The sequence below is a fragment of the Mesorhizobium sp. M0983 genome (genome assembly GCF_040318975.1).
Taxonomy (GTDB): Bacteria; Pseudomonadota; Alphaproteobacteria; order Rhizobiales; family Rhizobiaceae; genus Mesorhizobium.
Map to the genome: position 1 here is coordinate 119,074 of NZ_JAMYNH010000005.1, position 23,786 is coordinate 142,859.

The following is a 23,786-nucleotide window of genomic DNA, read 5'->3' on the forward strand; positions in this document are numbered from 1 at the left end:
CTCGAATAAGCTTAGACGGCAAGCTTACGGGCAGTGGTCTGCGAGCCCGAAAGCGAATCGAGGATCGCTTCATAGGGCGCGAGCGTACCCACCGGCCCGACGGCTGTAAGCGTCGGCTTCGTCGAAAAAAGCCGCGACGACAGATCCGTCAGCCGCTTGACCGTCAGCGCCGACAGCCGCTCCATCAGCTCTTCCTTGGCGATCGGCCTGCCGAACAGAAGCAACTGCCTGGCGATCTGCGAGGCGCGGCTGGCCGGGCTCTCGGCCGACATGATCAGCCCGGCGCGGTATTGGGCACGCGCCCGGTCGAGCTCCTCCTGCAGGATGTTTTCGCCGGCCTTTTGTAGCTCGTCGATGATCACAGGCACCAGCTCGGCGATATCGCTTTGTCCGGTTGCCGCATGGACCCCGAAGACGCCGGTGTCGGAAAAACCCCAGTGGAAGGCATAGACCGAATAGCACAGGCCGCGTTTTTCGCGGACTTCCTGGAAAAGCCGCGACGACATGCCGCCGCCGAGGATCATCGACAGGACCTGAGAGGCATAGAAATCGCGGACGTGATAGGCACGGCCCTCGAAACCCAGCACGATCTGGGCGTCCATCAGGTCGCGGTCTTCGCGAAAATCGCCGCCGACATATTGCGCATATTGCGGGATGGTGCCGTCGGCCTTGCCGCGGAAGCCGCCGAGACGCTTTTCGACCTCGCGCACGAAATCGTCGTGCTTGATGTCGCCGGCTGCCACCATCACCATGTTCTCGGCGCCGTACTGCCGTTCGATGAAGTCGTGCAGTTGCTTCGAAGTGAAGGATTTGACGGTTTCCGGCGTGCCGAGAATCGAGCGGCCGATAGTCTGGTGGCGGAAGGCGGTCTCGGTAAAGTGATCGAAAACGACATCGTCGGGCGTATCGTGCGCGGCGCCGATCTCCTGCAGAATCACATGCTGTTCGCGCTCCAGCTCCTGCGGATCGAATTCGGAGTCCTGCAGGATGTCGGAAAGGATATCGACCGCCAGCGGCACATCGTCGCTCAGAACCCTTGCATAATAGGAGGTCGTCTCGACGCTGGTCGCGGCATTGATCTCGCCGCCGACGTCCTCGATCTCCGAGGCGATCTCGAAGGCGCTTCGCCGCCTGGTGCCCTTGAAAGCCATGTGCTCGAGCAAATGCGCCATTCCGTGCTCTTCGTCACGCTCGTTGCGTGCGCCCGACTTGACCCAGGCACCAAGGGCAACAGATTCGAGGCTTGGAAGGGTTTCGGTGGCGACTGTCAGGCCGTTCGACAGACGGCTTACCTCAACACCCATATGGCAATTACTCCCTAACGCGCCGCCCGCGTGTGGCGGCCGACATAATCTTCCACCATTTTCAGGTCGGATGGAAGTACCGTGTATTTTTCCTCGGCGCTCATCAACCCGCCCAGCCATGCGGGGAGGGCAGGCGACACGCCGCTGGCGGCTTCGACGGCCGCCGGAAACTTTGCCGGGTGCGCAGTGCCCAGCACCACCATTGGCACCTCACCGGCGGCTTTGCCAGTGGCCACATGCACGGCTGCGGCGGTATGCGGGTCGAGCAGGTAGCCACTCGCCGCAAGTGTGGTGCGGATTGTGGCGGCGACCTCGCCCATGGTGGCGCGGCCGGCGTCGAATTCGGAGCGGATCTTGGCGATTTCGCCGGCCTCGATGGTGAAGGCGCCGGACTGCTTGAGCCCGTCCATGTAGCGCCGCACGGTCGAGGCATCGCGGCCGGACGCCTCGAACAGCAAGCGTTCGAAGTTCGAAGACACCTGGATGTCCATCGAGGGCGACGTGGTCGAAAAGACCCCTTTCATGCGGTATTCGCCGGTCGCCAGCATGCGCGCCAGAATATCGTTGTCGTTCGTGGCTATGATCAGCCGCTCGATCGGCAATCCCATCTTCTTGGCGGCGTAGCCGGCGAAAATGTCGCCGAAATTGCCGGTCGGCACCGTGAAGGAAACCGGCCTGTCGGGCGCGCCAAGCGACAGCGCGGAGGAGAAATAATAGACGATCTGGGCCATGATGCGGGCCCAATTGATCGAATTGACGCCGGATAGCGACACCCGGTCGCGAAAACCGTGGTCGTTGAACATGTCCTTCACCAGGCCTTGGCAGTCGTCGAAATTGCCTTCGATCGCCAATGCGTGGACGTTTGCGGCGGTCGAGGTCGTCATCTGCCGCTGCTGCACCGGCGAGACGCGGCCGTGCGGGAAAAGCACGAAGATGTCGGTGCGGTTGCGCCCGGCAAAGGCATCGATGGCGGCCCCTCCGGTGTCGCCGGAAGTGGCGCCGACAATGGTGGCGCGCTGGTCGCGCTCGGCCAGCACATGGTCCATCAGCCGCGCAAGAAGCTGCATCGCCACGTCCTTGAACGCGAGCGTCGGGCCGTGGAACAACTCGAGCACGAAGCTGTTCGGCCCGCTCTGCACCAGCGGGCAGACGGCCTCATGGCGGAAGGTCGCATAGGCTTCGCGCACCAGCCGTTCGAACACCGGCGCCGCGATCTCGCCACCGAGGAACGGCGACAGCACGCGGATTGCAAGATCGGGATAGGCAAGGCCGCGCATGGCGCGGACCTCTGCTGCGGAAAAATGCGGCCAGGCGCTCGGCAGATAGAGCCCGCCGTCGCGGGCCAGCCCGGCCAGCACCGCGTCGGAGAATCCAAGCGCGGGCGCTTCCCCGCGGGTACTCACATATTGCATCGTCACGTTTCCATTGCTGCGGGAATCTTCGCCCGCCGTAAGGTGGTGGATTTCTGCGCTGGCTCAGTCGCATTTTTGCCGCGCGGTTGATATACGTCACCGGCTTTGCGAGAGGGAAGTGCAGTTCATGGCGTTTCATTCATTCAACGGTCGTTTTGTCGCGGGTCTGGCGCTCACCGGCTTTATGCTTGCTGCCGCAGGCTGCCAATCGAGCGACAATGGCATTCTCGGCTTCGGCAAGAAGGATACGACGCCACCACCGCCACCCGACCCCAAGGTGCTTTCCAGCCAGCTGCAGGCCTATTGCCCGAAAGTGACGTTGCGTGACGGCACCGCCTTCTTCAATATCTACGCCAAGAGCGGTCCGAAGCCGAAGAAAAAAACCGATGTTGCCGCCGAGGATGCCCAAGCCGCCCAGCCGGCAGCGGACGCGGCAGGCGTCGATCAGCCGGACGATTCCGCCAAGATCATCTATCAGGCTTCGATCACCGATGTGACCCGCGACTGCAGCCGCGCCAACGGCTCCTTGTCGATGAAGATAGCCGTTGCCGGCAAGGTCGTGCCTGGTCCGATGTTCGCCCCCGGTACCATCACCATGCCGATCCGTATCGCGGTGATGCACGGCACCGAAGTTCTCTATTCGCAGCTTCACTCCTATCAGGTCCAGGTTACCGATCCCTCGAGTGCCACGCAGTTCGTCTTCACCGATTCCAACGTCGTCGTTCCGGAGCCGACGGCGCGGGACTACCAGGCATTTGCCGGGTATGACGAGGGCGCTCCGAAAGGGGCGTCGGACAAGCCGAAGAAGAAGAAAGCCGCCGCGACCAACTGAGCCGGTGCATTCGCGCCACGGCGGTTGGAGGGGGCCTCTCAGGCGTCCGCCGACCATTCCGACAGCGCGGCGATCACGCTTTTCAGTTCCGCCCAGCGGCGGATGACCGTTTCGGCACCGGCTTCGGTCAGCGCATCGGCGTGGCCGGGATAGCTGTGCGCCGCGCCGGTGAAGCCGATGACGCGCATTCCCGCCGTCTTGGCGCCGGTGACGCCATGCACGGAATCCTCGATGACGAAGGTGTTCGCAGGATCGGCCTTGAGCTTTTCCGCGGCGAACCGGAACACGTCCGGCGCCGGCTTGGTTTTCCCGGTCGGCGTTTCCAGCGACGAAAAGATACGGCCGGCAAAGAACGGCAAAAGCTGCACCTTCTCCAGCATGAATTCGATCCGCTCCGAACGCGAATTCGAACAGACGCAGCGCGGCACCGTTACCGCGGCGACAGCCTCGTGCGCCCCGTCGATGGCACGCACGTCGCTGCGCAGCCGGCGATCGACCAGCTGTTCCTCCTTGTCGATCAGGGAGGCCTGGAACGGGATCCGGGACTTTTCCTCGACCCGCATCATGATGTCCTTGAAAGTCAGCCCGGCATAGACCTCGGAAATCTCCTCCGCCGATATCTCATAGCCGGCCGAGGTCAAAAGCTCGGCATCGATGCGTGCGGCGATGATTTCGGAATCGACGAGCACGCCGTCGCAATCGAAGATGACAAGGTCTGGCTGGGGCATGGTGATCCGGAAAGCGGGATGAAGGGAATGCCAAGAGGCCTTTGGTCCAAACGGCTCAGGCGGCGCGGCATACATCAACAGGCCGGGCTTCGCAAATTCGGCAGTATGCTTCACTGAATATTTACGCTGATCGGTAACCATAACGGACAGTAAACAGTAACGCGTGCCTTGGGTGTCATAATGTCTGCCGTGCGTCTTCTCGACGAGCTTTCCGATGCTCCCCAGCAATCCGAGTGGCTGGATACGATCCTGAAGGGCGACTGCGTCGCCGCGCTGGAACGGCTGCCGGAAAAATCGATCGACGTGATCTTTGCCGATCCGCCTTACAATCTGCAGCTCGATGGCGATCTGCACCGGCCCGACCAATCCAAGGTCGATGCCGTCGACGACCATTGGGACCAGTTCGACAGTTTTGAGGCCTACGACGCCTTCACCCGCGCCTGGCTGCTGGCGGCGCGCCGCGTGTTGAAGCCCAACGGCACGATCTGGGTCATCGGCTCCTACCACAATATTTTCAGGGTCGGCGCCAAGATGCAGGACCTGGGCTTCTGGATCCTCAATGACGTCGTCTGGCGCAAGACCAATCCAATGCCCAATTTCCGTGGCCGTCGCTTCCAGAACGCGCATGAGACGATGATCTGGGCATCGCGCGACCAGAAGGGCAAAGGTTACACCTTCAACTACGAGGCGCTGAAGGCATCGAACGACGACATTCAGATGCGCTCCGACTGGCTGTTTCCGATCTGCACCGGCGGCGAGCGCCTGAAGAACGACAATGGCGACAAATTGCATCCGACGCAGAAGCCAGAAGCGTTGCTTGCCCGCGTCATGACGGCATCGACCAGGCCCGGCGACATCGTGCTCGATCCCTTCTTCGGTTCAGGAACCACCGGTGCGGTGGCCAAACGGCTTGGCCGCCACTTCGTCGGCATCGAGCGTGAGCAAGCCTATATCGATGCCGCCATGGAACGCATCGATGCGGTCCGGCCGCTGGACGGCGCCAATTTGACAGTGCTGACCGGCAAGCGCGCCGAGCCGCGCGTTGCCTTCGTCACGCTGCTCGACAATGGCCTGGTGGCACCCGGCGCTACGCTCTACGACGCCAAGAAGCGTTGGGCGGCCAAGGTGCGTGCCGACGGCACCCTGGCGATCGGCGACAGTGCCGGGTCGATCCACAAGATCGGCGCTGAGGTACAGGGGCTGGACGCCTGCAACGGATGGACCTTCTGGCATTATGAGCGCAGCGGAGGCCTGACCCCGATTGACGAGCTTCGCCGCATTGCGCGGCTAGGCATGGAACGGGCAGGGGCCTGACGGTTTCTGAGTTGCGACAGATCAGTTAATGCGAAGGCTCAGCCAGTCCCTGGAAGCGATTCAAATCACACCTTGATCCCAAGACGCGCAAGGTCCGCCCTGAGCGTCTTTGCATCGGTGAACAGCACCGACTGCCAGCCGGCCGCCTTGGCGCCGTCGACATTTTTCTGGCTGTCGTCGATGAATAGCGTGGCTGACGGTTCGAGGCCGAACGCGGTGACGTGGTGATCATAGATGGCGCGATCCGGCTTGATTAGCCCGATCTCGGCTGACACGGTGATGCCGCGCGGGCGCTCCAGGAACGGAAAGCGGTCGCGCGCTTCGCGGAACGTATCGTCAGCCCAGTTGGTCAGCAGCGTCACGTCATGGCCAGTGTCGATCAGGCGCTCCATGATGGCTACGCTGTCATTATAGGCATGCGGTGCCATTTCGTGCCAATGGCGGCGGAAATTGCGGATATTCTGTTCGTGATCCGGGTACTGGGCGATCAGGAGCGTCTCTGCCTCTTCCCAGGTCCGGCCGCGATCCTGCTCGATGTTCCAATCATGCGTGCAGACATTGTCGAAGAACCATTTCCGTTCGTCTGGATCGGGGATCAAGCGGCTGAAGGGCAGGTTCGGATCATAGTGGATCAGCACTTTGCCGATGTCGAAAACGATGTGGCGGATTTCGGACATTCTTCTCTCTTTCAATGCGGCCGCTGCTTCTTCGTCGCGCCCGGTATCGCCGCTTCGATTACCTTTTTCATGACGCTCGGCAGCGCTTCCCCGGAAATTTCATGGGCCAGCGACCAGAAATGCCCGGGCGGGGCGGCGCTGTCGGTCTCCGCCTTGAACACGTCGAGTTCGAGCGCAAAATGGGTAAAGACATGGCCGATGCGTCCGGCCTGCCGCCAGTCGCCGGGGAACGGGGCTGCCGCTTCCGTTGTGGCGCCGTCGATGCGCGCGGTCCAGCCGGTCGTCGGCACTTCGGTCATGCCGCCCAGCAGGCCTTTTTCGACGCGCTTGCGCAAAAGCACGGCGCCGTCGCCCCTGACGGCGACGAAAGCGGCGCCGCGGCGCAAGGGTTTCTCGGCCTTGGGCAGGCGGACCGGAAAGCGCTCGGGATCGCCCGAGATTGTGGCGCTGCAATCCTGCCTGACGGGGCAAAGCACGCAGCGGGGCCGGCGCGGTGTGCAGATCGTCGCGCCCAGGTCCATCATCGCCTGCGCGAAGTCGCCGGGCCTTGTCCCGGGAACCATGTGCTCGACATGGCTGCGTATCTCGCTCTTGGCTTCGCCCAGCGGCGTGGCGATCGAAAACAGCCGTGAGACGACCCGTTCGACATTGCCGTCGACGACCGCGGCTGGTCGGTCGAAGGCGATCGCCGCGATCGCCGCTGCCGTATAGGCGCCGATACCGGGCAGTTCCTTCAAGCCGGTCTCACTGTCCGGAAAGCGGCCGCCTAGCCGCGCGACGAGATCGGCGCAAGCCTTGAGGTTGCGGGCGCGAGAATAATAGCCGAGCCCGGCCCAGGCCTTCATGACGTCTTCGATCGGTGCCGCCGCCAGTGCCTCGACAGTTGGCCACTTCTGCACGAACGCCCGGAAATAGGATTTTACCGCCTCGACCGTGGTTTGCTGCAGCATCACCTCGGAAAGCCAGACCAGATAGGGATCGGGCTGCGCGCCGCCTGCCAGCGGGCGCGGCGGAACGCGCCAGGGCAGGTCGCGGTGATGCGCGTCGTACCAGCCAAGCAGCCGGAACGCGATCTCGCCATTGTCTCCGGATACGGCCTTGCGGGTCTGGTCGTGCAGTGCCATTGATCGAGGGTCGGCCCTAATCCACTGGTGCTGAAGCTGGTGACTGGAGAACGCACATGGCAGGGAAAAGGCCCTTCGGCAATCCCGTTCCGGTGAGCGATCTCGCAACCGAGATCCTCGACCCGGTGCTGCGCAAGCGGGCCGGCATGTCGATCGGGCTGGTTCAGTCGTGGGAAGAGATTGCCGGGCCGCGGCTTGCCGGCCGCTCGCGCCCGGAAAAGATCCAGTGGCCACGCCGCATGCACGAGGACGATCCGTTCGAGCCGGCGGTGCTGGTGATTGCCTGCGAGGGTGTGGCGGCACTGCATCTGCAGCACGAGACCGGCGAGATCATCAACCGGGTCAATGCGTTTCTCGGCTTCAATGCGATCGGCCGGATCAGGATCGTGCAGAAACCGGTAATGACTGGCAAGGAAAAGCCGAAACCCATTTTGCGGCCGCTGACCGTGGCCGAGAAGGCGAAGCTGTCGGGCACTGTCGGTTTGATCGAGGACGACGGGCTGCGCGCCTCGCTGGAGCGGCTTGGCGCCACCATTCTAGGCCAAAGGAAGCCGTAATCTCGCGCTATCGTGATGGCATGCTCGAATTTGCCGATTGGAATAGGGGTGGCAATGCCTTAATTCGCGCCAACTCTCGCTTTTTGTAGCCTTTGCATTGCAAAATCCAACTATTGCCAGGTGATTCGTATGATCCGTTCCTTGTCCCGCAGAAATCTCTTGTCGTCGCTCGCCGCCATACCAGCGGTGGCGCTGCTTGCCGCCTGCAGCGATTCCGGCGAGAAAGCCGAGGCGCAGGATGTGAAGCCTGCGGCTCCGGCGGAACCTGCGAAGCCGGCCGCTCCAGCCGCCGCCAAAGCGCCTGAAGCTCAGGGCACGGTGGATATGGCAGCCTTGTTGAAGCCCAGCGCGCTGCCCGACATGCAGCTCGGCAAGGACGACGCAAAGGTCACCATCGTTGAATATGCATCGATGACCTGCCCGCATTGCGCGCATTTCGCCGAGACCACTTTTCCGGAGCTGAAGACGAAATATATCGACACCGGCAAGGCCCGTTACATCCTGCGCGAATTTCCGTTCGACCCCAGCGCCGAGGCCGGTTTCATGCTGGCGCGCTGCTCCAAGGACAACTATTTCCCGATGGTCGACGTGCTGTTCAGGCAGCAGGCGAACTGGGTTGGTGTGAACAATACCAAGGACGCACTGCTGCAAATCGCCAAGCTTGCCGGTTTTACACAGGAGTCCTTCGAGGCCTGCTTGACGGACCAGAAGCTTCTGGACGATGTGAGATCCGTCCAGAAGCGCGGCGCCGACGAATTCAAGGTCGATTCCACACCGACCTTTTTCATCAACGGAAAGACCTACAAAGGGGCGATGTCGATTGCGGAAATGTCGGCCATCATCGACCCTCTGCTCTGACGTTTCGGCAGCGCCGAAGCGGCGTCGCTTCGGCGTGCGCACTTCTTTGTCTTGCCGCGGGGTCTCCTTGCAAAACCCCCGAACAGTTTTGCGAAACTTGGCTATGGGCCGGCGCGAATGAAGTTCTCGCGCCTTCGCCTCCTCGGCTTCAAATCCTTCGTCGAACCCGGCGAGTTCGTCATCGAACGCGGCCTGACCGGCATCGTCGGGCCGAACGGCTGCGGCAAGTCGAACCTGGTCGAGGCGCTACGCTGGGTTATGGGCGAAAGCTCTTACAAGAACATGCGTGCGTCCGGCATGGACGATGTCATCTTTTCCGGCTCGGGAACGCGTCCGGCCCGCAACACCGCCGAAGTCACGCTGTTCCTCGACAATAGCGACCGGACTGCGCCGTCTGCCTTCAACGACGCAGATGAGTTGCAGGTCTCGCGCCGCATCGAGCGCGAGGCCGGCTCGCTCTACCGCATCAATGGCAAGGAAGCCCGCGCCAAGGATGTCCAGCTGCTGTTCGCCGACCAGTCGACCGGCGCCCGCTCGCCCTCGATGGTTGGCCAGGGCCGCATCGGCGAGCTGATCCAGGCAAAGCCGCAGGCGCGCCGCGCACTGCTGGAAGAGGCGGCCGGCATTTCCGGCCTGCACACACGGCGCCACGAAGCCGAGCTGCGGCTGAAGGCGGCCGAACAGAACCTCGAACGGCTGGACGACGTCGTCGGCGAGCTGGAAAGCCAGATCGAAAGCCTGAAACGCCAGGCCCGCCAGGCCTCGCGCTTCAAGAACCTGTCGGCCGACATCCGCAAGGCCGAAGCGACGCTGCTGCATCTGCGTTGGACGCTGGCCAAGACGCAGGAAGGCGAAGCGCGTTCGGCGCTGGCGATTGCCACCGCGCTGGTCGGCGACCGTGCTGCCGCCCAGATGGCTGCCGCCAGGGAACAAGGTATCAACGCCCACCGGCTGCCGGACCTGCGCGATGCGGAAGCCGCCGCCGCCGCCGCCTTCCAGCGTCTGTCGATCGCCAAGGCACAGATCGAGGAAGAGGCAGGCCGCATCCGCGCCCGCCAGGCTGAGCTCGACCGCCGACTGCAACAGCTCGATGGCGACCTTGCCCGCGAGGAGCGCATGGTCCGCGACAATGCGGATATCCTCGAACGCCTCGCCGCCGAAGAAGCCGCGCTCAATGTCGAAAACGCCGGCGCCGCCGAGCGCGAGGCCAGCACCCGCGCGGCTTTCGAGCAGGCGGCATCGACGCTTGCTTCGAGCGAGGCCAAGCTGGCCTCGCTGACCGCCGAACGGGCGGAGGCGGCCGCCTCGCGCAACCAGATTGAACGGACGCTGCGCGATACCGCTGAGCGCCGCGACCGCTTTGCCCGCCAGCTTGCTGATGTCGACCGCGAACTGTCGGAGATCGTCTCCAGGGTCGCCGGCCTGCCCGACCCCGCCGAGAAGCGGCTGCTGGTCGAACAGGCGCAGGCGCTGCTCGAAGGGGCCGAACGAGCCGCGATTGCCACGGAACAGGCGGTCGCCGAGGCACGCGCAAGCGAAAGTGCCGCCCGCCCACCGGTTCAGGACGCAAAGGCCGAACTGGCGCGGATCGAAACCGAGGCCCGCACGCTCGCCAAGATCCTGAACGCCGCGAGCGGCGATTTGTTTCCCTCGGTGCTGGAGCAGATCAGCGTCGAGCGTGGCTACGAGACGGCGCTGGGTGCCGCGCTTGGCGAAGATCTCGACGTGCCGCTTGATCGTAGCGCGCCTGTGCATTGGGGCCAGAGCGAAATCCAGCCCGGCGATGTCGCTTTGCCGGAACGCATAAAGAGCCTCGCTAGCGTGGTGCGCGCGCCGGCGCAACTGGCCCGCCGGCTGGCCCAGATCGGCATTGTCGATGCCGCCGACGGAAGAAAGTTGCAGACGCTGCTTGCTCCCGGTCAACGATTGGTCAGCCGCGAAGGCGCGCTCTGGCGTTGGGATGGCTTCACCGCCAGCGCCGATGCGCCGACCGCCGCCGCGCAGCGGCTGGCGCAGAAAAACCGGCTGGCCGAACTCGATGCCGAAGCGGTTCATGCCACGCGCATCCTGCGCGAAGCCGAACAGGCGCTTGCGCAGGCCGAACAGGCGCTTGCCCAGGCGAGCGAGGCCGAACGCAATGCCCGACAGGCCGGGCGCGACGCCCAGCATGGGCTGGATGCTGCCCGCAATACGCTGGCTGAGGCCGAAAAAGCCGGCGGCGAACTGTCGAGCCGGCGTGCAGCACTTGACGAGGCGCGCGCGCGTATCGTCGACAGCCATGAGGAGACGGCGGCGGCATTCGTCGAGGCGGAAATGCTGCTGCAAGACGCTCCCGATCTCGGCGATCTGCAACTGCAGCTCGAGCAGTCGGCGGCCAACGTCGCCCGCGACCGCGCCGCCCTTGCCGATGCGCGTGCCGTTCACGAGGGCCTGAGGCGAGAAGCCGAGGCACGTGCGCGCCGGCTCGACGCGATCGGCGCGGAACGGCGCAATTGGGTGGAGCGCGCCGAAAACGCCTCGACGCAGATCGCGGCACTCGGCGAACGCAAGGCAGAGGCTGAGGCCGAGCGCGAGCAACTGGCCGACGCACCCGACGAGATCGACGGCAAACGGCGCGCCCTGCTGTCGCAACTCGCCGAGGCCGAAAGCCTGCGAAAAGCTGCAGGTGACCGCTTGCAGGAAGCGGAGAACCGGCAGTCCGAGCTGGACAAGGCTGCGACCGCTGCCATTCAGTCGCTCGCCGAAGCGCGCGAAACGCGTGTTCGCGCCGAAGAGCGGCTGACCGCCGCCGACGAGCGTCGGCTGGAAGTCGAGGCGCGCATCCAGGAAACGCTGAACACGCCGCCGCATCTGGTGATCCGCCACACTGGCCTCGAACCCGACAGCCCGATGCCCGAAATGGCCGAGATCGAGCGTCAGCTCGACCGGCTGAAGGTTGAGCGCGAACGGTTGGGCGCCGTCAATTTGCGCGCCGAGGAAGAGCAGAAGGAACTATCGGACCGGCTGGAGACCATCGTCTCCGAGCGCGACGACATCATCGAGGCGATCCGCAAGCTGCGGCAGGCGATCCACAGCCTGAACCGCGAAGGCCGCGAGCGGCTGCTCGCCGCCTTCGCGGTGGTCAACGGCCATTTTCAGCGGCTGTTTTCGCATTTGTTCGGCGGCGGCACCGCCGAGCTGCAACTGATCGAGTCCGACGATCCGCTCGAAGCCGGGCTCGAGATCCTGGCGCGCCCGCCCGGCAAGAAACCGCAGACGATGACGCTGCTGTCCGGCGGTGAGCAGGCATTGACGGCGATGTCGCTGATCTTCGCCGTGTTCCTGACCAACCCGGCGCCGATCTGCGTGCTCGACGAAGTCGACGCCCCGCTCGACGACCACAATGTCGAACGCTTCTGCAATCTGATGGACGAAATGGCCGCAACCACCGAAACGCGCTTCGTCATCATCACACACAACCCGATCACCATGGCGCGCATGGACCGGCTGTTCGGGGTAACCATGGCCGAGCAAGGCGTCAGCCAACTGGTGTCGGTCGACCTGCAGGCTGCCGAAGCCATGCGCGAGGCAAGCTGAAGCATCAGCTTAGTGGTGGTCTCCACCTCGGCTTTCGACTATAGCACGACGAAATGGGCTGGATCTGCCTCTCCAGATACCCGCCCGGCTGTGCGCGTGGAGAAGCTTGTTGCCTATACTTGTCACCGGAGCCGCGGGGTTCATTGGCAGTCATGTTTGCCACCATCTGCTCAACCGGGGAGAAGCGGTCGTCGGCGTCGACAACATGAACGACTATTACGACCTGGCGCTCAAAAAGGGGCGGCTTGCCCGCCTTCTGCCCCGTAAGGATTTTTCGTTCCACCAGATCGATATTGCCGAACAGGGCGCGCTTGCGGCCGCTTTGGCCGGGAAAGGCATCGTCAGGATCGTGCATCTCGCAGCGCAGGCCGGCGTGCGTCACTCACTCGACAATCCACGGCTCTATATCCGTTCCAATGTCATGGGCCACCTCGAAGTGCTCGAATTCTGTCGCGCCGAACCGGCATTCGAGCATCTGGTCTATGCCTCGTCGAGCTCGGTCTATGGTGGCAACCGCAGCGTGCCGTTCAGCGAGGCCGATCAGGTCGACAAGCCCGTCTCGCTTTACGCCGCCACCAAGAAAACCGATGAACTGATGAGCCACACCTACGCCCATCTGTTCGGCATACCGCAGACCGGCCTGCGGTTTTTCACGGTCTATGGTCCCTGGGGCCGCCCCGACATGGCCTATTGGATGTTCAGCAAGGCGATGCTCGAGGGCAATCCGATCCGGGTCTTCAACAATGGCGAAATGTGGCGCGATTTCACCTACATAGACGATGTTGTGAAGGCGGTTGTCGCTGTGCTCGACAAGCCCCCCACGGACGTTCCGCCGAACAGGCTTTACAATGTCGGCAACAACCGGCCGGTGCGGCTGGGCGACTTCATCGACATTCTGGAAAGGCTGCTCGGGGTCAAGGCAATCCGCCACAACGAGCCGATGCAGGCGAGCGACGTCGAGAAGACTTATGCTGACATGACCGCGCTGGAGCGGGATTTCGGCTTTAGGCCTAGCGTTTCGATAGAGGACGGGCTGAAGAAGTTTGTCGATTGGTACCGGCCGTACTCGAAGCAGTAATTTGCACCGCTCGCTGTGACATCTCCTATCTCGATGCGAACCGATATCACTGGCATTCGGCCCAAATCCGCAACTGATCCGGCGCGAAGCTTTGAAGAACCTGGCCCATGGGCTCGTGCGACAGTAGCTCACCATCAAGCGTGACCTGGAGTGGGTACAAGTCGGACTGCAAAAAGCATCATACTGTCCTAACATCCTGTTAACCACATGCTCGCTGAAAAGTATCTGATTAACCTTTGAGGCGCTTATGAACGCTATGTTCTGTGGCTTGCTGTTCAGTATGAGCTGTGTAGATGTGCGGATTCGGGGGCTATTTCGGTTCAGTCCGGGATGCGGAAGCTTTGCTTGCGCGCATGACGTCTGCGATCGCCCATCGCGGGCCGGATGAACAAGGGAAATTCGTAGCGCCCGAAGCTGGACTTGGGCATGCGCGGCTGTCGGTGATCGGGATTGGTGATGGCCAGCAACCGATGTCCGACGAGACCGGCAATTTGACGATTGCGTTCAACGGCGAGATTTTCAATTACGTGGAATTGCGCGAAGGACTGCTGGCCAAGGGCCGACGCTTCCGCACGTCGAGCGACACAGAAGTTCTCCTGCAGCTGTATGACGAGATGGGCGAGGACTGCCTGTCGCTCCTGAACGGTGATTTCGCCTTCGCGATATGGGATAATCGGCGTCGGCGGATGGTGCTTGCAAGAGACCGCATGGGTGTTCGGCCGCTGTTCTACACCAGCAGGGACGGGGTGCTCTACTTTGCGTCGGAGATAAAAGCCCTGCTGAAGGTGCCCGGCGTCTCGGCCGAAATCGATCAGATCGCACTCGACCAGATCTTTACGCTGTGGGCGCCGATCGCTCCACGCACGGCTTTCCGCAACATCCACGAGCTGGAGCCGGGAAGCGTGATGATCGCGACACTGGGGCAAGTCACGGTCAAACCATATTGGCACCTAGACTACCCGTATCTCGACGCGCCATCAAAAATTAGCAATGAGGACGATGCGGCCGAAGAACTGCAGGCCCTTTTGACCGACGCGGTGAAGCTTCGCATGCGCGCCGACGTTCCGGTCGGTTCTTACCTTTCGGGCGGGCTCGATTCATCCCTCGTTTCGGCAATCGCGGCCGGCATGACTCCTCTTAAGCTGCAGACATTTTCCGTGACGTTCGACAGCGCCGAGCATGACGAAAGCGCCTTTCAGACCGAAATGGCGTTGGCGCTTGGCACCTATCATCGAACCATCGCCTGCCGTGCCGGCGATATCGCCGGTGTGTTTCCCGAAGTCATCCGCTTTGCCGAACGGCCGATCATCCGCACCGCCCCCGCCCCCCTCTATCAACTGTCCGGCCTCGTTCGCCAGGCCGGTTTGAAAGTGGTGCTGACAGGCGAAGGCGCCGACGAGGTCTTTGCCGGCTATGATGTCTTCAAGGAAGCGCGGGTTCGCCGTTTCTGCGGACGACAGCCGGCATCGCGCAGCAGGCCACAGCTGTTCCGCAAGCTTTATCCCTATCTGCCGGGGCTGCAACAGCAGTCCGTGGAGTACCTGGCTGCGTTCTTCGGCACCGGCAGCGCTGCCCTGGACGATCCGCTGTTCTCGCATCGGCCGCGTTTCAAGACCACATCAGCGGCGAAGATGTTCTTTTCCGGTGACCTGCGCGCGACATTGAAGGGCTATGACGCAGCCGAGGAACTGGCCAGCCGGTTGCCTGAGGCGTTTTCCCGGTGGCATCCGCTGCATCAGGGGCAATATCTCGAAACCCGCTTTCTCCTGCCGGGCTACATCCTCTCGAGCCAGGGCGACCGGATGGCCATGGCGCACGGTATTGAAGGGCGTTTCCCCTTCCTCGATCATCGTTTGGTGGAGTTTGCAGCAAGACTTCCGCCGGAAATGAAGCTGAAGGGACTGGTGGAAAAACACATACTGCGCAAAGTTGCCAAGCACTTGCTCCCGACGGCCATCGGGGAGCGCACCAAACAGCCTTACCGGGCGCCGGAAGCCCGCTCCTTCGTTGGAGCCGGAGAACTGGACTACGTGCGCGACTCGCTCAGCGAGGCGAGCATCGCCGCCGGAGGACTATTCAACGCCAAGGCGGTGGCGAACCTGCACGAGAAATGCCGCTTGCAGCCAGCGTCCGGGTTCCGCGACAATGCTGCCTTCGTCGGCATTTTGTCGACCCAACTGTGGCAGAAGATTTTCACCGGCCAAAAGGTCGGTACAGCACGAGCGGCCTGAGAAATCGAGGGAAGAAAACATCATGGTAACAATCAAGGACAAGGTCAAAACCTTTATCGTCGACAACTTCCTGTTCGGCGACTCGTCCTACGAGCTTGCAGACACGGCATCACTGATCGAGAACGACATCATCGACTCGACGGCCGTGCTGGAACTCGTAGCTTTCATTGAGGATGATTTCGGCATCGCGATGGTCGATACCGACATCGTACCGGCCAATCTGGATTCGATTGACCGTATCTCCGCCTTCATCAAGGCGAAAGCAGAAGCGCTGGCAGCGTAGGCGCAATTGGCGAGGAGCGTCCGTGCGGATCGAACATTTTCTGGCTGCCAAGGCCGCTGCCCATCCAGCCAAAACGGCATTGATCACCGAGCACAAAAGGCTGTGTTACGAAGAGCTGGACGATCTCTCAAGCCGCCTGGCCGCCGCCCTTTTCACGAATGGCGTCAGGCGCGACGACCGCGTCCTGATCTTCATGGACAATTGCTGGGAGGCTGCGGTTTCGATTTTCGCAGTTCTTAAGGCAGGCGCGACTTTCAGTCCGATCAACGCATCTACCAAGGCCGAAAAGCTTGCCTACATCATCGCCGATTGCGACGCAGCTGCGATCCTTACGCAAGCAAAACTGATGCCCTTGGTCGCCGAGGCGTCCGGATCCTCCGGCAAGACCGGCATCTTCGTGGCTTCCACCCTTGGTGCGGATAACCAATGCCCGGCAGGCGCCACATCCCTGGCGGATTGCTTGACGTTCCAAGCCAGGGAGATTGACCACCGCGGCATTGACGTCGATCTTGCGATGTTGATCTACACCTCGGGCTCGACCGGCCGGCCCAAGGGCGTGATGATGACGCACCGCAATTGCGACGCGGCGGCCGACTCAATCACCACCTATCTGCGCAATTCGCCGGACGACATCATCTTGAATGTTCTGCCCCTGGCTTTCGACTACGGGCTCTATCAGTTGCTGATGGCTGTCAGGCTCGGCGCCACGCTCGTGCTCGAGAAGTCCTTCGCTTTTCCCCAGGCGGTCTTTGAACGTATCCGCCAGGAAGGCGTCACCGGTCTTCCGCTCGTGCCCACGATGGCAGCGATGATCCTGCAGATGCGTGACCTGGCGCCGGGCTTCCTGCCCAGCCTTCGCTATATTTCCAACACGGCGGCTGCCTTGCCGCCGGCTCACATAGAACGCCTGCGGTTTCTTTTCCCCGATGTCAGGCTCTATTCGATGTATGGCCTGACGGAATGCAAGCGCTGCACCTATCTGCCACCCGAGGAACTCGACCACCGGCCGGGGTCGGTCGGGATAGCCATTCCGAACACCGAGGCCTTTGTCGTCGACGACTACGGGCAACGAGTGCCGCCGGGCGTAGCAGGTGAGTTGGTCATTCGCGGGCCGCACGTCATGCAGGGTTATTGGCGAAACGAAGCTGCGACGGCACAAGCCCTTCGCCCAGGTCCGAATCCTTGGGAGATGGTTCTCTACACCGGCGATCTGTTCCGGGCCGATGAGGAAGGCTTTCTTTATTTCGTCGGCCGCAAGGACGACATCATAAAGTCGCGGGGGGAGAAAGTCGCGCCCAAGGAAGTGGAAGCCGTGCTTCACGCGCATCCGGGCATCGCGGAAGCAGTGGTTGTCGGTGTGCCGGATCCCGTGCTCGGGCATGCGATCGGTGCACTCATCGTACGGTCCGACCCGGCGCTTAGCGAAAAGGATATCATTCGTCATTGTGCACGCCACCTTGAGGACTTTATGGTCCCCAGGGTCATCGAGTTCCGCCGGGAACTGCCGAAGACCGATACCGGCAAGGTCAGTCGTCGGCTTGCGGCAGAAACCATGGAGGCCGCTCAATGAATGTTCGCCCCGCCAAGGACGCGCGGACCTTTCTGGCGCAGGCTCTGGCGATCGACCTGGCCGCCGAAACGGACCGTGTCGTAACGGCTTTGCGTCAGCAGTTGCGCGGGTTTCGCAAGCGGGGCCTTGTGCTCGGTCTTTCGGGCGGGATCGATTCGAGCGTGTCGGTCGCGTTGGCCGCGCGAGCCGTCGGACCGCGGAATGTGCTTTGCCTGTTCATGCCGGAAAGCGATTCCGATCCCGAAAGTCTGCGGCTCGGCCGCCTCGTCGCCGAAACTTTTGGCGTCGAGGCTATCGTAGAGGATATCGGGCCGACCCTGAGCGCGATGGGCTGCTACCAGCGTCGCGACGCCTTTATCCGCGAATTGGTCCCGGAATACGCCGAAGGCTGGGCCTCGAAGATCGTGATCGCGAACGCCCTCGAGGGCAAGGGCTACAATATCTCATCCCTGGTGGTGCAGGATCCGGAAGGCAAGCAGACGAAACTGAGAATGCCGTTGCCTGTCTATCTTGGTATCGTCGCCGCCACCAACATGAAACAGCGCACCCGCAAGCAGATCGAATACTATCACGCCGACCGCTTGAACTTCGCCGTCCTTGGAACGCCGAACCGGCTGGAATACGATCAGGGTTTCTTCGTGAAGAACGGTGACGGCGCAGCGGACGTCAAGCCGATCGCGCACCTCTATAAAACGCAGGTCTATGCGCTGGCGGCCCATCTCGGTGTTCCGGAGGAAATCCGGAACCGGCCGCCGACCACCGATACCTACTCGCTGGCGCAGACCCAGGAGGAGTTCTACTTCTCGCTTCCTTATGACCGTATGGATATTTGCCTTTACGGCCTCAACAACGGCGTGGCGGCTGAGCTGGTGGGGCAGGCGGCGGGGTTGGCCGCCTCACAAGTGGAACGCGTCTGGGCCGATATCATCGCCAAACGCAAGGCGACGCGTTATCTGCACCAGCGTCCGCAACTCGTTGATGAAGTCGAGGAAATCGGCACCTGAACCGCCTCGAAACCGGGCCACGGATGGACGGTTCGATTTGAACGTGTCCCGACTCTAGCTGAAACGGCTCCCGATCAGCCGGCTCCACTGCTCGCCCGCAAGACCGTTCAGGAAGACTTGCGAGTTCTTCATGGCGTCCAACAGCTCTGGATCACGTGAATGCACCACCGTTGAGGCAACGGTCAGGAAAGCGATGCGTCGTCCAAGCATCGCCTCCAGAAGTGCAGGTTGAACACGTCCGCGCAGGCCGCTGACGCCGCGCGCGGCGGCATGATCGATAAGGCAGTCTATCACCGAGCCCGCCTGGCCGGGGAGGGCGAGGATCTGCAGCACGCGACCAATTTGATACTTCCGTGCGTAATAGGCGAAAGCGCCGACATTGTTGCCGACTGGCGATGTCACGCAACCGAAGACAAGCTCGCCTAAATCCGGCTTCTGTGCCGCATCGGTCAGGATGTGGTCGAGTTGGCCTTCCGTCCAATCCGGGCGCAGGGCGAATTGAGCGGTAAACGGCTCGATGAGCTTGGCAAATGTGTGGCTGTCGATTTCGGATATCCGAAATGCTCCGTGGCCTGCCCCTTCCACCGCCACACCTGACCAGCGTCGTTCGCTGGGCGTCATCCTCCTGCAATAAAATCGGTCGACGGCACGCGCCAACGGATTGAGCATTCGGGCAAGCGTCAGGCGATTGGCGGAAAGGCTGAGCATGAAGGCCGCGGGGCGCATCACGCGGACCCAGTCAAGGCTGTATTGCGGCAGGACCGCGCCGCGCAGCCGGGTCCACAATTTCACGGAGATATCGTTGGCCGTCTCGCTGAAGGAGATGTCCTGCGGACCATCAAGGTATGCTTTCAGCAAGCGGGCGCCGGCCAGCGGATCGTGCTCATGGTCCTCGACCATGAGCGAGCTACAGATGGCGGCGCGTAGTTGTCGGCCGTTGAACGTCATCGGCAGCACGTGGACACCGACAAATCCGGAGACGCGACCGGCGTCGTTGACATGGACAAGCGACCGGAGGTCGCCGCCGCAACCGGGCGCATCCAGATAAAACCGTCTCATGTATTCGACGAGAGAGGCCGGCGCTTTCGTCCCTTCCTTCAGCAGCACGCGCTGAAACATGTCCGCGACTGCCGGGAGGTCGGCGCCTTGCAAGGCGCGAATGATGCTCAAGCCCGGCTCCCGGCACCGAAGTCCCGTCCGCCGAGCTTCCGGGCCAAGGCGACACGAGGCACGAGAACATCGGACGCGAGTTCCAACTCGACGCCCATGAAGCCGTGCAACCTCGACCAGTTGCGGTCGCCCCGGTGACTGAACGGAGTGCTGAATTGCTGCGGCAAGGTGGACCCTTTGCTTGACCGACGAAAACCGGCGTCATTGCTGCTAGCAGATTCAGGTAAACCGATATTAAAGTCGTTGCTTTGAATGGTAGCGAACCAGGTTGTCCGGCCTCATACCTGGACATCAGTAATTTTGGTTCCCGGCGGACTCTACACGACCAGCGGCATGAGTTGCGTGCTCCGCGTCGAACCGTTTCGGCTGGCCAAAGTTTCGTGTGGCGGCTCTTGACTGGGGGCGCGGGCGTAATACGGTGAGACAAATACCGGCTCTGGCCGCCGGGCGGCAAGAATGCCTCGTATGCCTCGCCTTGCGGCGGTGGCTGCGGGGCATTGTCATTTTGAGGCTTTGCTTGAAACGGCATATCGAGATCGGCATTCTCTATTCGCGGTCCGGCAACTACCGGCTGGTGTCCGAATCCTGCCGTGCGGGCGCGATGAACGCCATCGCCGACGTCAACGCCGATCCCGTTGTCCCCTTCGAATTCATCCCGGTCGAGCGCGACCCGCAGGGCAACATCGATCGGTATGCAAGCGGCTGCGCGGACATTCTCGCCAACAGCGGCGCGCGTCACATCATTGGCTGCGTCACCTCGTGGAGCCGCAAGGAGGTCATTCCAATCCTGGAAAGGGCAGGCGGCACGCTGTGGTATGCCTGCCCGTACGAGGGCTTCGAAGCCAATGAGCATGTCGTCTACACCCACGCCTGCCCCAATCAGCATCTGGTACCGCTACTTGCCTATGTCGTGCCTCGTTTCGGCGCCGACGGCTTCCTGCTCGGTTCCAACTACATCTGGGGTTGGGAGACCAACCGTGTGGCGCGCGACCTGATTGCGGACGCCGGCGGCAAGGTGCTGGGCGAACGCTATCTGCCGCTTGGCGAGGTCGATGTTGCGAGGCTGATCGCGGAGGTACAGGCGACGAGACCTGATTTCATTCTGAACAATCTCATCGGCCCTTCTTCCTATGCGTTTATCGCCGCCTATGCCGAGCTTGGCCGGCGCGACCCGCATTTCAGGCCGGAGCGTTGCCCGATCCTGTCCTGCAATCTCACGGAATGCGAATTGCCGGCGCTCAACGGGGCAGGGGATGGTCATCTTTCCGTTGGGCCCTATTTTCACGACACCTCGGGGGCGGATCGCGGAGCGGCTTCAGTGTCTTCCGTCATGCCTGCCTCATCCTTCGAGGCGGCGGCTTATGCCTCGGTGCGCACGCTCGCCGAGATCCTCACCCGCAACCCCGGTGCACAATGGACGGACCTGCCCAAGGTCTTTGCCGGAACATCATTTCGAACACCGCTGGGCGACATCGCCATCGATCCGCAAACCCAGCACGCTACCTTGCCGGTGCAGATCGGACGTATCGATGGGACATCGTTCAAAACGGTCACGCTGACGAAGGGCGTGGCACCCGATCCCTACCTTTCCCGCTATGACCGGACGGAGACGTTCGGGCGGGCACGCCTGCGGGTGGTGTCGTGAGCAAGATGGCGCGTATCCCGAACCTTGGAGGCGCCAGGGCTTTTGTCCTGCATCGTCCACATCCGACCGTGCAGGCGATCACAAGGCAATTGTCGGCCATCGGCCTTGAGGCGATTGGCTTCTGGCCGGAACTGCCGGCCGAAGCCTTGGCGGCGGACTTCGTTTTCTTCGACGTAGACCTCGGCTTTGACGAGCAATTTCCGTGGAAGCCGGGCGAGGCACCGATGCCGCTGATAGCGCTGATCGGCTCCGAGGCGCCGGGGCGTGTCGAATGGGCACTGTCGCACAAGGCCGATGCCCAATTGCTGAAACCGGTCGGCAACGCCGGCGTCTATAGCGCGCTTTTGATCGCAAGGCAGAGTTTCGAGGCGCGCAAGCTTCTGGCCAGCGAGATCGCCTCGCTTCGTCAGCGGGTCGCGGAGCGCCAGACCATCGTACGCGCGGTGGAGGTCTTGTCGAAGGGCGCCGAGGACGGCCGTGCCTATGCGCAGCTCCGCTCGCTGGCGATGAGCTGGCAAATCAGCGTCGAGGACGCCGCGCGCCGGATCGTGGCGATGACACAAGAAGAAGGCGACGATGACCAATCCGATCGCGCCTGAACTTTCAGCCGCCGGGCGTATGCCAGCCAAGCCTCGCGCCGGCGTCTGGCGACGTCTGCTAAAACGGCCTCTCGCTTTGTTCGGCCTCGGGATTGTTGCCCTTGTCTTGGCCGGCGCCATTCTTGCACCGTGGCTGACAGGCTACGATCCGAACGAGCAGATGTTTGACGGGCTCACGCTTGAAGGCGCGCCACTGCCGCCTGGAGTCCAATTCTGGCTAGGCACCGACCTGCTTGGCCGCGACCTGCTGACCCGTCTCCTCTTCGGCGCGCGCACGTCGCTGATCATCGGCATAGTCGCCAACGGCGTGGCGCTTCTGATCGGCACGCTGGTCGGCATCATGGCCGGCTATTTCCGCGGCTGGATCGGCAGCGCGCTTATGCGCTTCACCGATTTGATGATGGCTTTCCCGGCGCTGCTGCTCGCCATCTGCCTGGCGGCGGTACTCCAGCCGAGCCTGTGGATCGTCGCCATGGTGATCGCATTGGTGAACTGGGTGCAGACCGCCCGCGTCATCTACACCGAGACAAGTTCGCTCGCCGAGCGCGAGTTCATCGATGCCGAGCGCACTATCGGCGCAAGCGCCCCACGCATCCTGTTCCGTCATATCCTGCCGCACCTTTTGCCGACGATCATCGTCTGGGGCACGCTCGGCATCTCGACCACTGTGCTTCTGGAAGCGACGCTCAGCTATCTCGGTATCGGCGTGCAACCGCCGACTGCTTCCTGGGGCAACATCATCTTCGAAAACCAGACCTATTTCCAGGCAGCGCCCTGGCTGGTTTTCTTTCCGGGTGCGGCGATCCTGGCGCTGGCGTTGGCCTTTAACCTGGTCGGCGATGCGCTGCGCGACATCCTCGATCCGACGCAAAGGGGGCGGGCATGATCGCCTATCTCGGCCGCCGCGTTGTCCAGGCCGTGCTCATCTTGCTCGGCGTCTCTCTGATCACCTTTGCGCTGCTCTATCTGCTGCCCGCCGATCCCGTCCGCCAGATCGCCGGCCGCAGCGCCACGCCCGAGACGGTCGAGAACATCCGCCGGCAGCTCGGCCTCGACCAGCCCTTTGTCGTCCAGTATTGGCACTATCTGATCAGCCTGCTCAGCGGCGATCTGGGGCGCTCCTACATTCAGCGCTCGGAGGTCACGGAGCTGATCGTCTCGCGGCTGCCGGCAAGCCTGCTGCTGATGGTCGGCGCCATTACTTGCGAAGTCGTGATCGGGCTTACGATGGGCCTCATCGCCGCCGTCAAGCGCGGCACCGCCACCGACCAGTCGCTGATGGTCGCCTCCTTCGTCGGCGTCTCGGCGCCGCAATTCGTTGTCGGCCTGCTGCTGCTTTATGTGTTCGCGGTGCGGCTCGGTTGGTTCCCGATCGGCGGTTACGGCACTTGGCGCCATCTGGTGCTGCCGTCGCTGACCATGGGAATTCTCGGCGCAGGCTGGTACGCCCGCATGATGCGCTCGTCGATGATCGACGTGCTGCGCCAGGATTACGTGCGTACCGCGCGTGCCAAGGGTCTTGCACGCAGCGCCATTATCTTCCGGCACGCGCTGCCCAACGCCATCCTGCCGGTCATTGCCATGATCGGCATCGACATCGGCATCTTCATGGGCGGCATCGTGGTTGTCGAAAGCGTGTTCGGCTGGCCAGGCATCGGCCAGCTAGCCTGGCAGGCCATTCAGCGCATCGACATTCCGATCATCATGGGGGTCACCCTGGTTTCGGCCTTTGCCATCGTGCTCGGCAATCTCCTGGCCGACACTGTCGCACCGTTCATCGATCCACGCATCAAGCTCAGATGAAAACCAAGAACACCAGAGAAA

At 62.4% G+C, this 23,786-nt stretch carries 20 protein-coding genes; 14 read left to right on the forward strand and 6 right to left on the reverse strand.

Going from position 1 to position 23,786, the window contains the following annotated elements:
* Nucleotides 1-11 precede the first annotated feature (11 nt).
* Together NKH71_RS11925 and thrC are read right to left on the reverse strand one after the other, a co-directional pair.
* Nucleotides 12-1,304 carry a M16 family metallopeptidase gene (locus NKH71_RS11925; RefSeq protein ID WP_023716937.1) on the reverse strand — a complete coding sequence of 431 codons (1,293 nt, stop codon included), beginning with the start codon at nucleotides 1,302-1,304 and terminating at the stop codon, nucleotides 12-14.
* 14 nt (nucleotides 1,305-1,318) lie between these two features.
* Entirely contained in the window at nucleotides 1,319-2,716 is a 1,398-nt protein-coding gene (gene thrC, locus NKH71_RS11930; RefSeq protein ID WP_352846083.1) for a threonine synthase, read from the reverse strand.
* Nucleotides 2,717-2,843: 127 nt separating this feature from the next.
* On the opposite strand from thrC, the gene NKH71_RS11935 reads away from it, so the two are divergent.
* Nucleotides 2,844-3,548, forward strand: a complete 705-nt coding sequence (locus NKH71_RS11935) for a hypothetical protein (RefSeq protein WP_352639123.1) — start codon at nucleotides 2,844-2,846, stop codon at nucleotides 3,546-3,548.
* 38 nt (nucleotides 3,549-3,586) lie between these two features.
* Here NKH71_RS11935 and NKH71_RS11940 read toward each other — a convergent pair whose 3' ends face one another.
* Nucleotides 3,587-4,276: an HAD family hydrolase gene (locus NKH71_RS11940; protein ID WP_352639125.1), complete on the reverse strand. Its 690-nt coding sequence runs from the start codon at nucleotides 4,274-4,276 to the stop codon at nucleotides 3,587-3,589.
* Between the two features lie 180 nt (nucleotides 4,277-4,456).
* On the opposite strand from NKH71_RS11940, the gene NKH71_RS11945 reads away from it, so the two are divergent.
* Nucleotides 4,457-5,590 carry a site-specific DNA-methyltransferase gene (locus NKH71_RS11945; protein ID WP_023716941.1) on the forward strand — a complete coding sequence of 378 codons (1,134 nt, stop codon included), beginning with the start codon at nucleotides 4,457-4,459 and terminating at the stop codon, nucleotides 5,588-5,590.
* Between the two features lie 65 nt (nucleotides 5,591-5,655).
* Here NKH71_RS11945 and NKH71_RS11950 read toward each other — a convergent pair whose 3' ends face one another.
* Together NKH71_RS11950 and mutY are read right to left on the reverse strand one after the other, a co-directional pair.
* Nucleotides 5,656-6,267, reverse strand: coding sequence for an HAD family hydrolase (locus tag NKH71_RS11950; protein ID WP_023716942.1), 612 nt, complete (start codon nucleotides 6,265-6,267; stop codon nucleotides 5,656-5,658).
* A gap of 11 nt (nucleotides 6,268-6,278) precedes the next feature.
* Nucleotides 6,279-7,391, reverse strand: coding sequence for an A/G-specific adenine glycosylase (gene mutY / locus NKH71_RS11955; protein WP_023716943.1), 1,113 nt, complete (start codon nucleotides 7,389-7,391; stop codon nucleotides 6,279-6,281).
* A gap of 56 nt (nucleotides 7,392-7,447) precedes the next feature.
* On the opposite strand from mutY, the gene NKH71_RS11960 reads away from it, so the two are divergent.
* From NKH71_RS11960 to nadE, 8 genes are all read left to right on the forward strand, one after another.
* Nucleotides 7,448-7,948, forward strand: a complete 501-nt coding sequence (locus NKH71_RS11960) for a DUF721 domain-containing protein (protein WP_023716944.1) — start codon at nucleotides 7,448-7,450, stop codon at nucleotides 7,946-7,948.
* Nucleotides 7,949-8,077: 129 nt separating this feature from the next.
* The gene (locus tag NKH71_RS11965; protein WP_352483701.1) at nucleotides 8,078-8,806 is read left to right on the forward strand and encodes a DsbA family protein; all 729 of its coding nucleotides are present in this window, start codon (nucleotides 8,078-8,080) and stop codon (nucleotides 8,804-8,806) included.
* Between the two features lie 117 nt (nucleotides 8,807-8,923).
* On the forward strand, nucleotides 8,924-12,382 hold the full coding sequence (gene smc, locus NKH71_RS11970; RefSeq protein ID WP_352547572.1) for a chromosome segregation protein SMC: 3,459 nt from the start codon (nucleotides 8,924-8,926) through the stop codon (nucleotides 12,380-12,382).
* Between the two features lie 109 nt (nucleotides 12,383-12,491).
* On the forward strand, nucleotides 12,492-13,460 hold the full coding sequence (locus tag NKH71_RS11975) for an NAD-dependent epimerase/dehydratase family protein (RefSeq protein WP_352483699.1): 969 nt from the start codon (nucleotides 12,492-12,494) through the stop codon (nucleotides 13,458-13,460).
* Between the two features lie 293 nt (nucleotides 13,461-13,753).
* On the forward strand, nucleotides 13,754-15,691 hold the full coding sequence (asnB, locus tag NKH71_RS11980) for an asparagine synthase (glutamine-hydrolyzing) (RefSeq protein ID WP_352846088.1): 1,938 nt from the start codon (nucleotides 13,754-13,756) through the stop codon (nucleotides 15,689-15,691).
* Nucleotides 15,692-15,710: 19 nt separating this feature from the next.
* Nucleotides 15,711-15,974, forward strand: coding sequence for an acyl carrier protein (locus NKH71_RS11985; RefSeq protein ID WP_156948004.1), 264 nt, complete (start codon nucleotides 15,711-15,713; stop codon nucleotides 15,972-15,974).
* Between the two features lie 22 nt (nucleotides 15,975-15,996).
* Nucleotides 15,997-17,544: a class I adenylate-forming enzyme family protein gene (locus tag NKH71_RS11990; RefSeq protein ID WP_352483697.1), complete on the forward strand. Its 1,548-nt coding sequence runs from the start codon at nucleotides 15,997-15,999 to the stop codon at nucleotides 17,542-17,544.
* Entirely contained in the window at nucleotides 17,541-18,548 is a 1,008-nt protein-coding gene (gene nadE, locus NKH71_RS11995) for an NAD(+) synthase (protein WP_352483696.1), read from the forward strand. The genes NKH71_RS11990 and nadE overlap by 4 nt, the downstream gene beginning before the upstream one ends.
* Nucleotides 18,549-18,602: 54 nt before the next feature.
* Here the strand turns inward: nadE and NKH71_RS12000 are convergent, their stop codons facing one another.
* Nucleotides 18,603-19,718, reverse strand: a complete 1,116-nt coding sequence (locus tag NKH71_RS12000; protein ID WP_352483695.1) for a hypothetical protein — start codon at nucleotides 19,716-19,718, stop codon at nucleotides 18,603-18,605.
* Between the two features lie 517 nt (nucleotides 19,719-20,235).
* Between NKH71_RS12000 and NKH71_RS12005 the strand changes: the two genes are divergently transcribed.
* The 4 genes from NKH71_RS12005 to NKH71_RS12020 are packed head-to-tail and all read left to right on the forward strand — an operon-like array spanning nucleotide 20,236 to nucleotide 23,765.
* Nucleotides 20,236-21,363 carry a transporter substrate-binding protein gene (locus NKH71_RS12005; RefSeq protein ID WP_352483694.1) on the forward strand — a complete coding sequence of 376 codons (1,128 nt, stop codon included), beginning with the start codon at nucleotides 20,236-20,238 and terminating at the stop codon, nucleotides 21,361-21,363.
* Nucleotides 21,360-21,962, forward strand: coding sequence for an ANTAR domain-containing response regulator (locus NKH71_RS12010; RefSeq protein WP_023716955.1), 603 nt, complete (start codon nucleotides 21,360-21,362; stop codon nucleotides 21,960-21,962). The genes NKH71_RS12005 and NKH71_RS12010 overlap by 4 nt, the downstream gene beginning before the upstream one ends.
* Nucleotides 21,963-21,981: 19 nt before the next feature.
* The gene (locus tag NKH71_RS12015) at nucleotides 21,982-22,848 is read left to right on the forward strand and encodes an ABC transporter permease (protein ID WP_352895095.1); all 867 of its coding nucleotides are present in this window, start codon (nucleotides 21,982-21,984) and stop codon (nucleotides 22,846-22,848) included.
* Nucleotides 22,845-23,765, forward strand: coding sequence for an ABC transporter permease (locus NKH71_RS12020; protein ID WP_352895035.1), 921 nt, complete (start codon nucleotides 22,845-22,847; stop codon nucleotides 23,763-23,765). The genes NKH71_RS12015 and NKH71_RS12020 overlap by 4 nt, the downstream gene beginning before the upstream one ends.
* Nucleotides 23,766-23,786 lie beyond the last annotated feature (21 nt).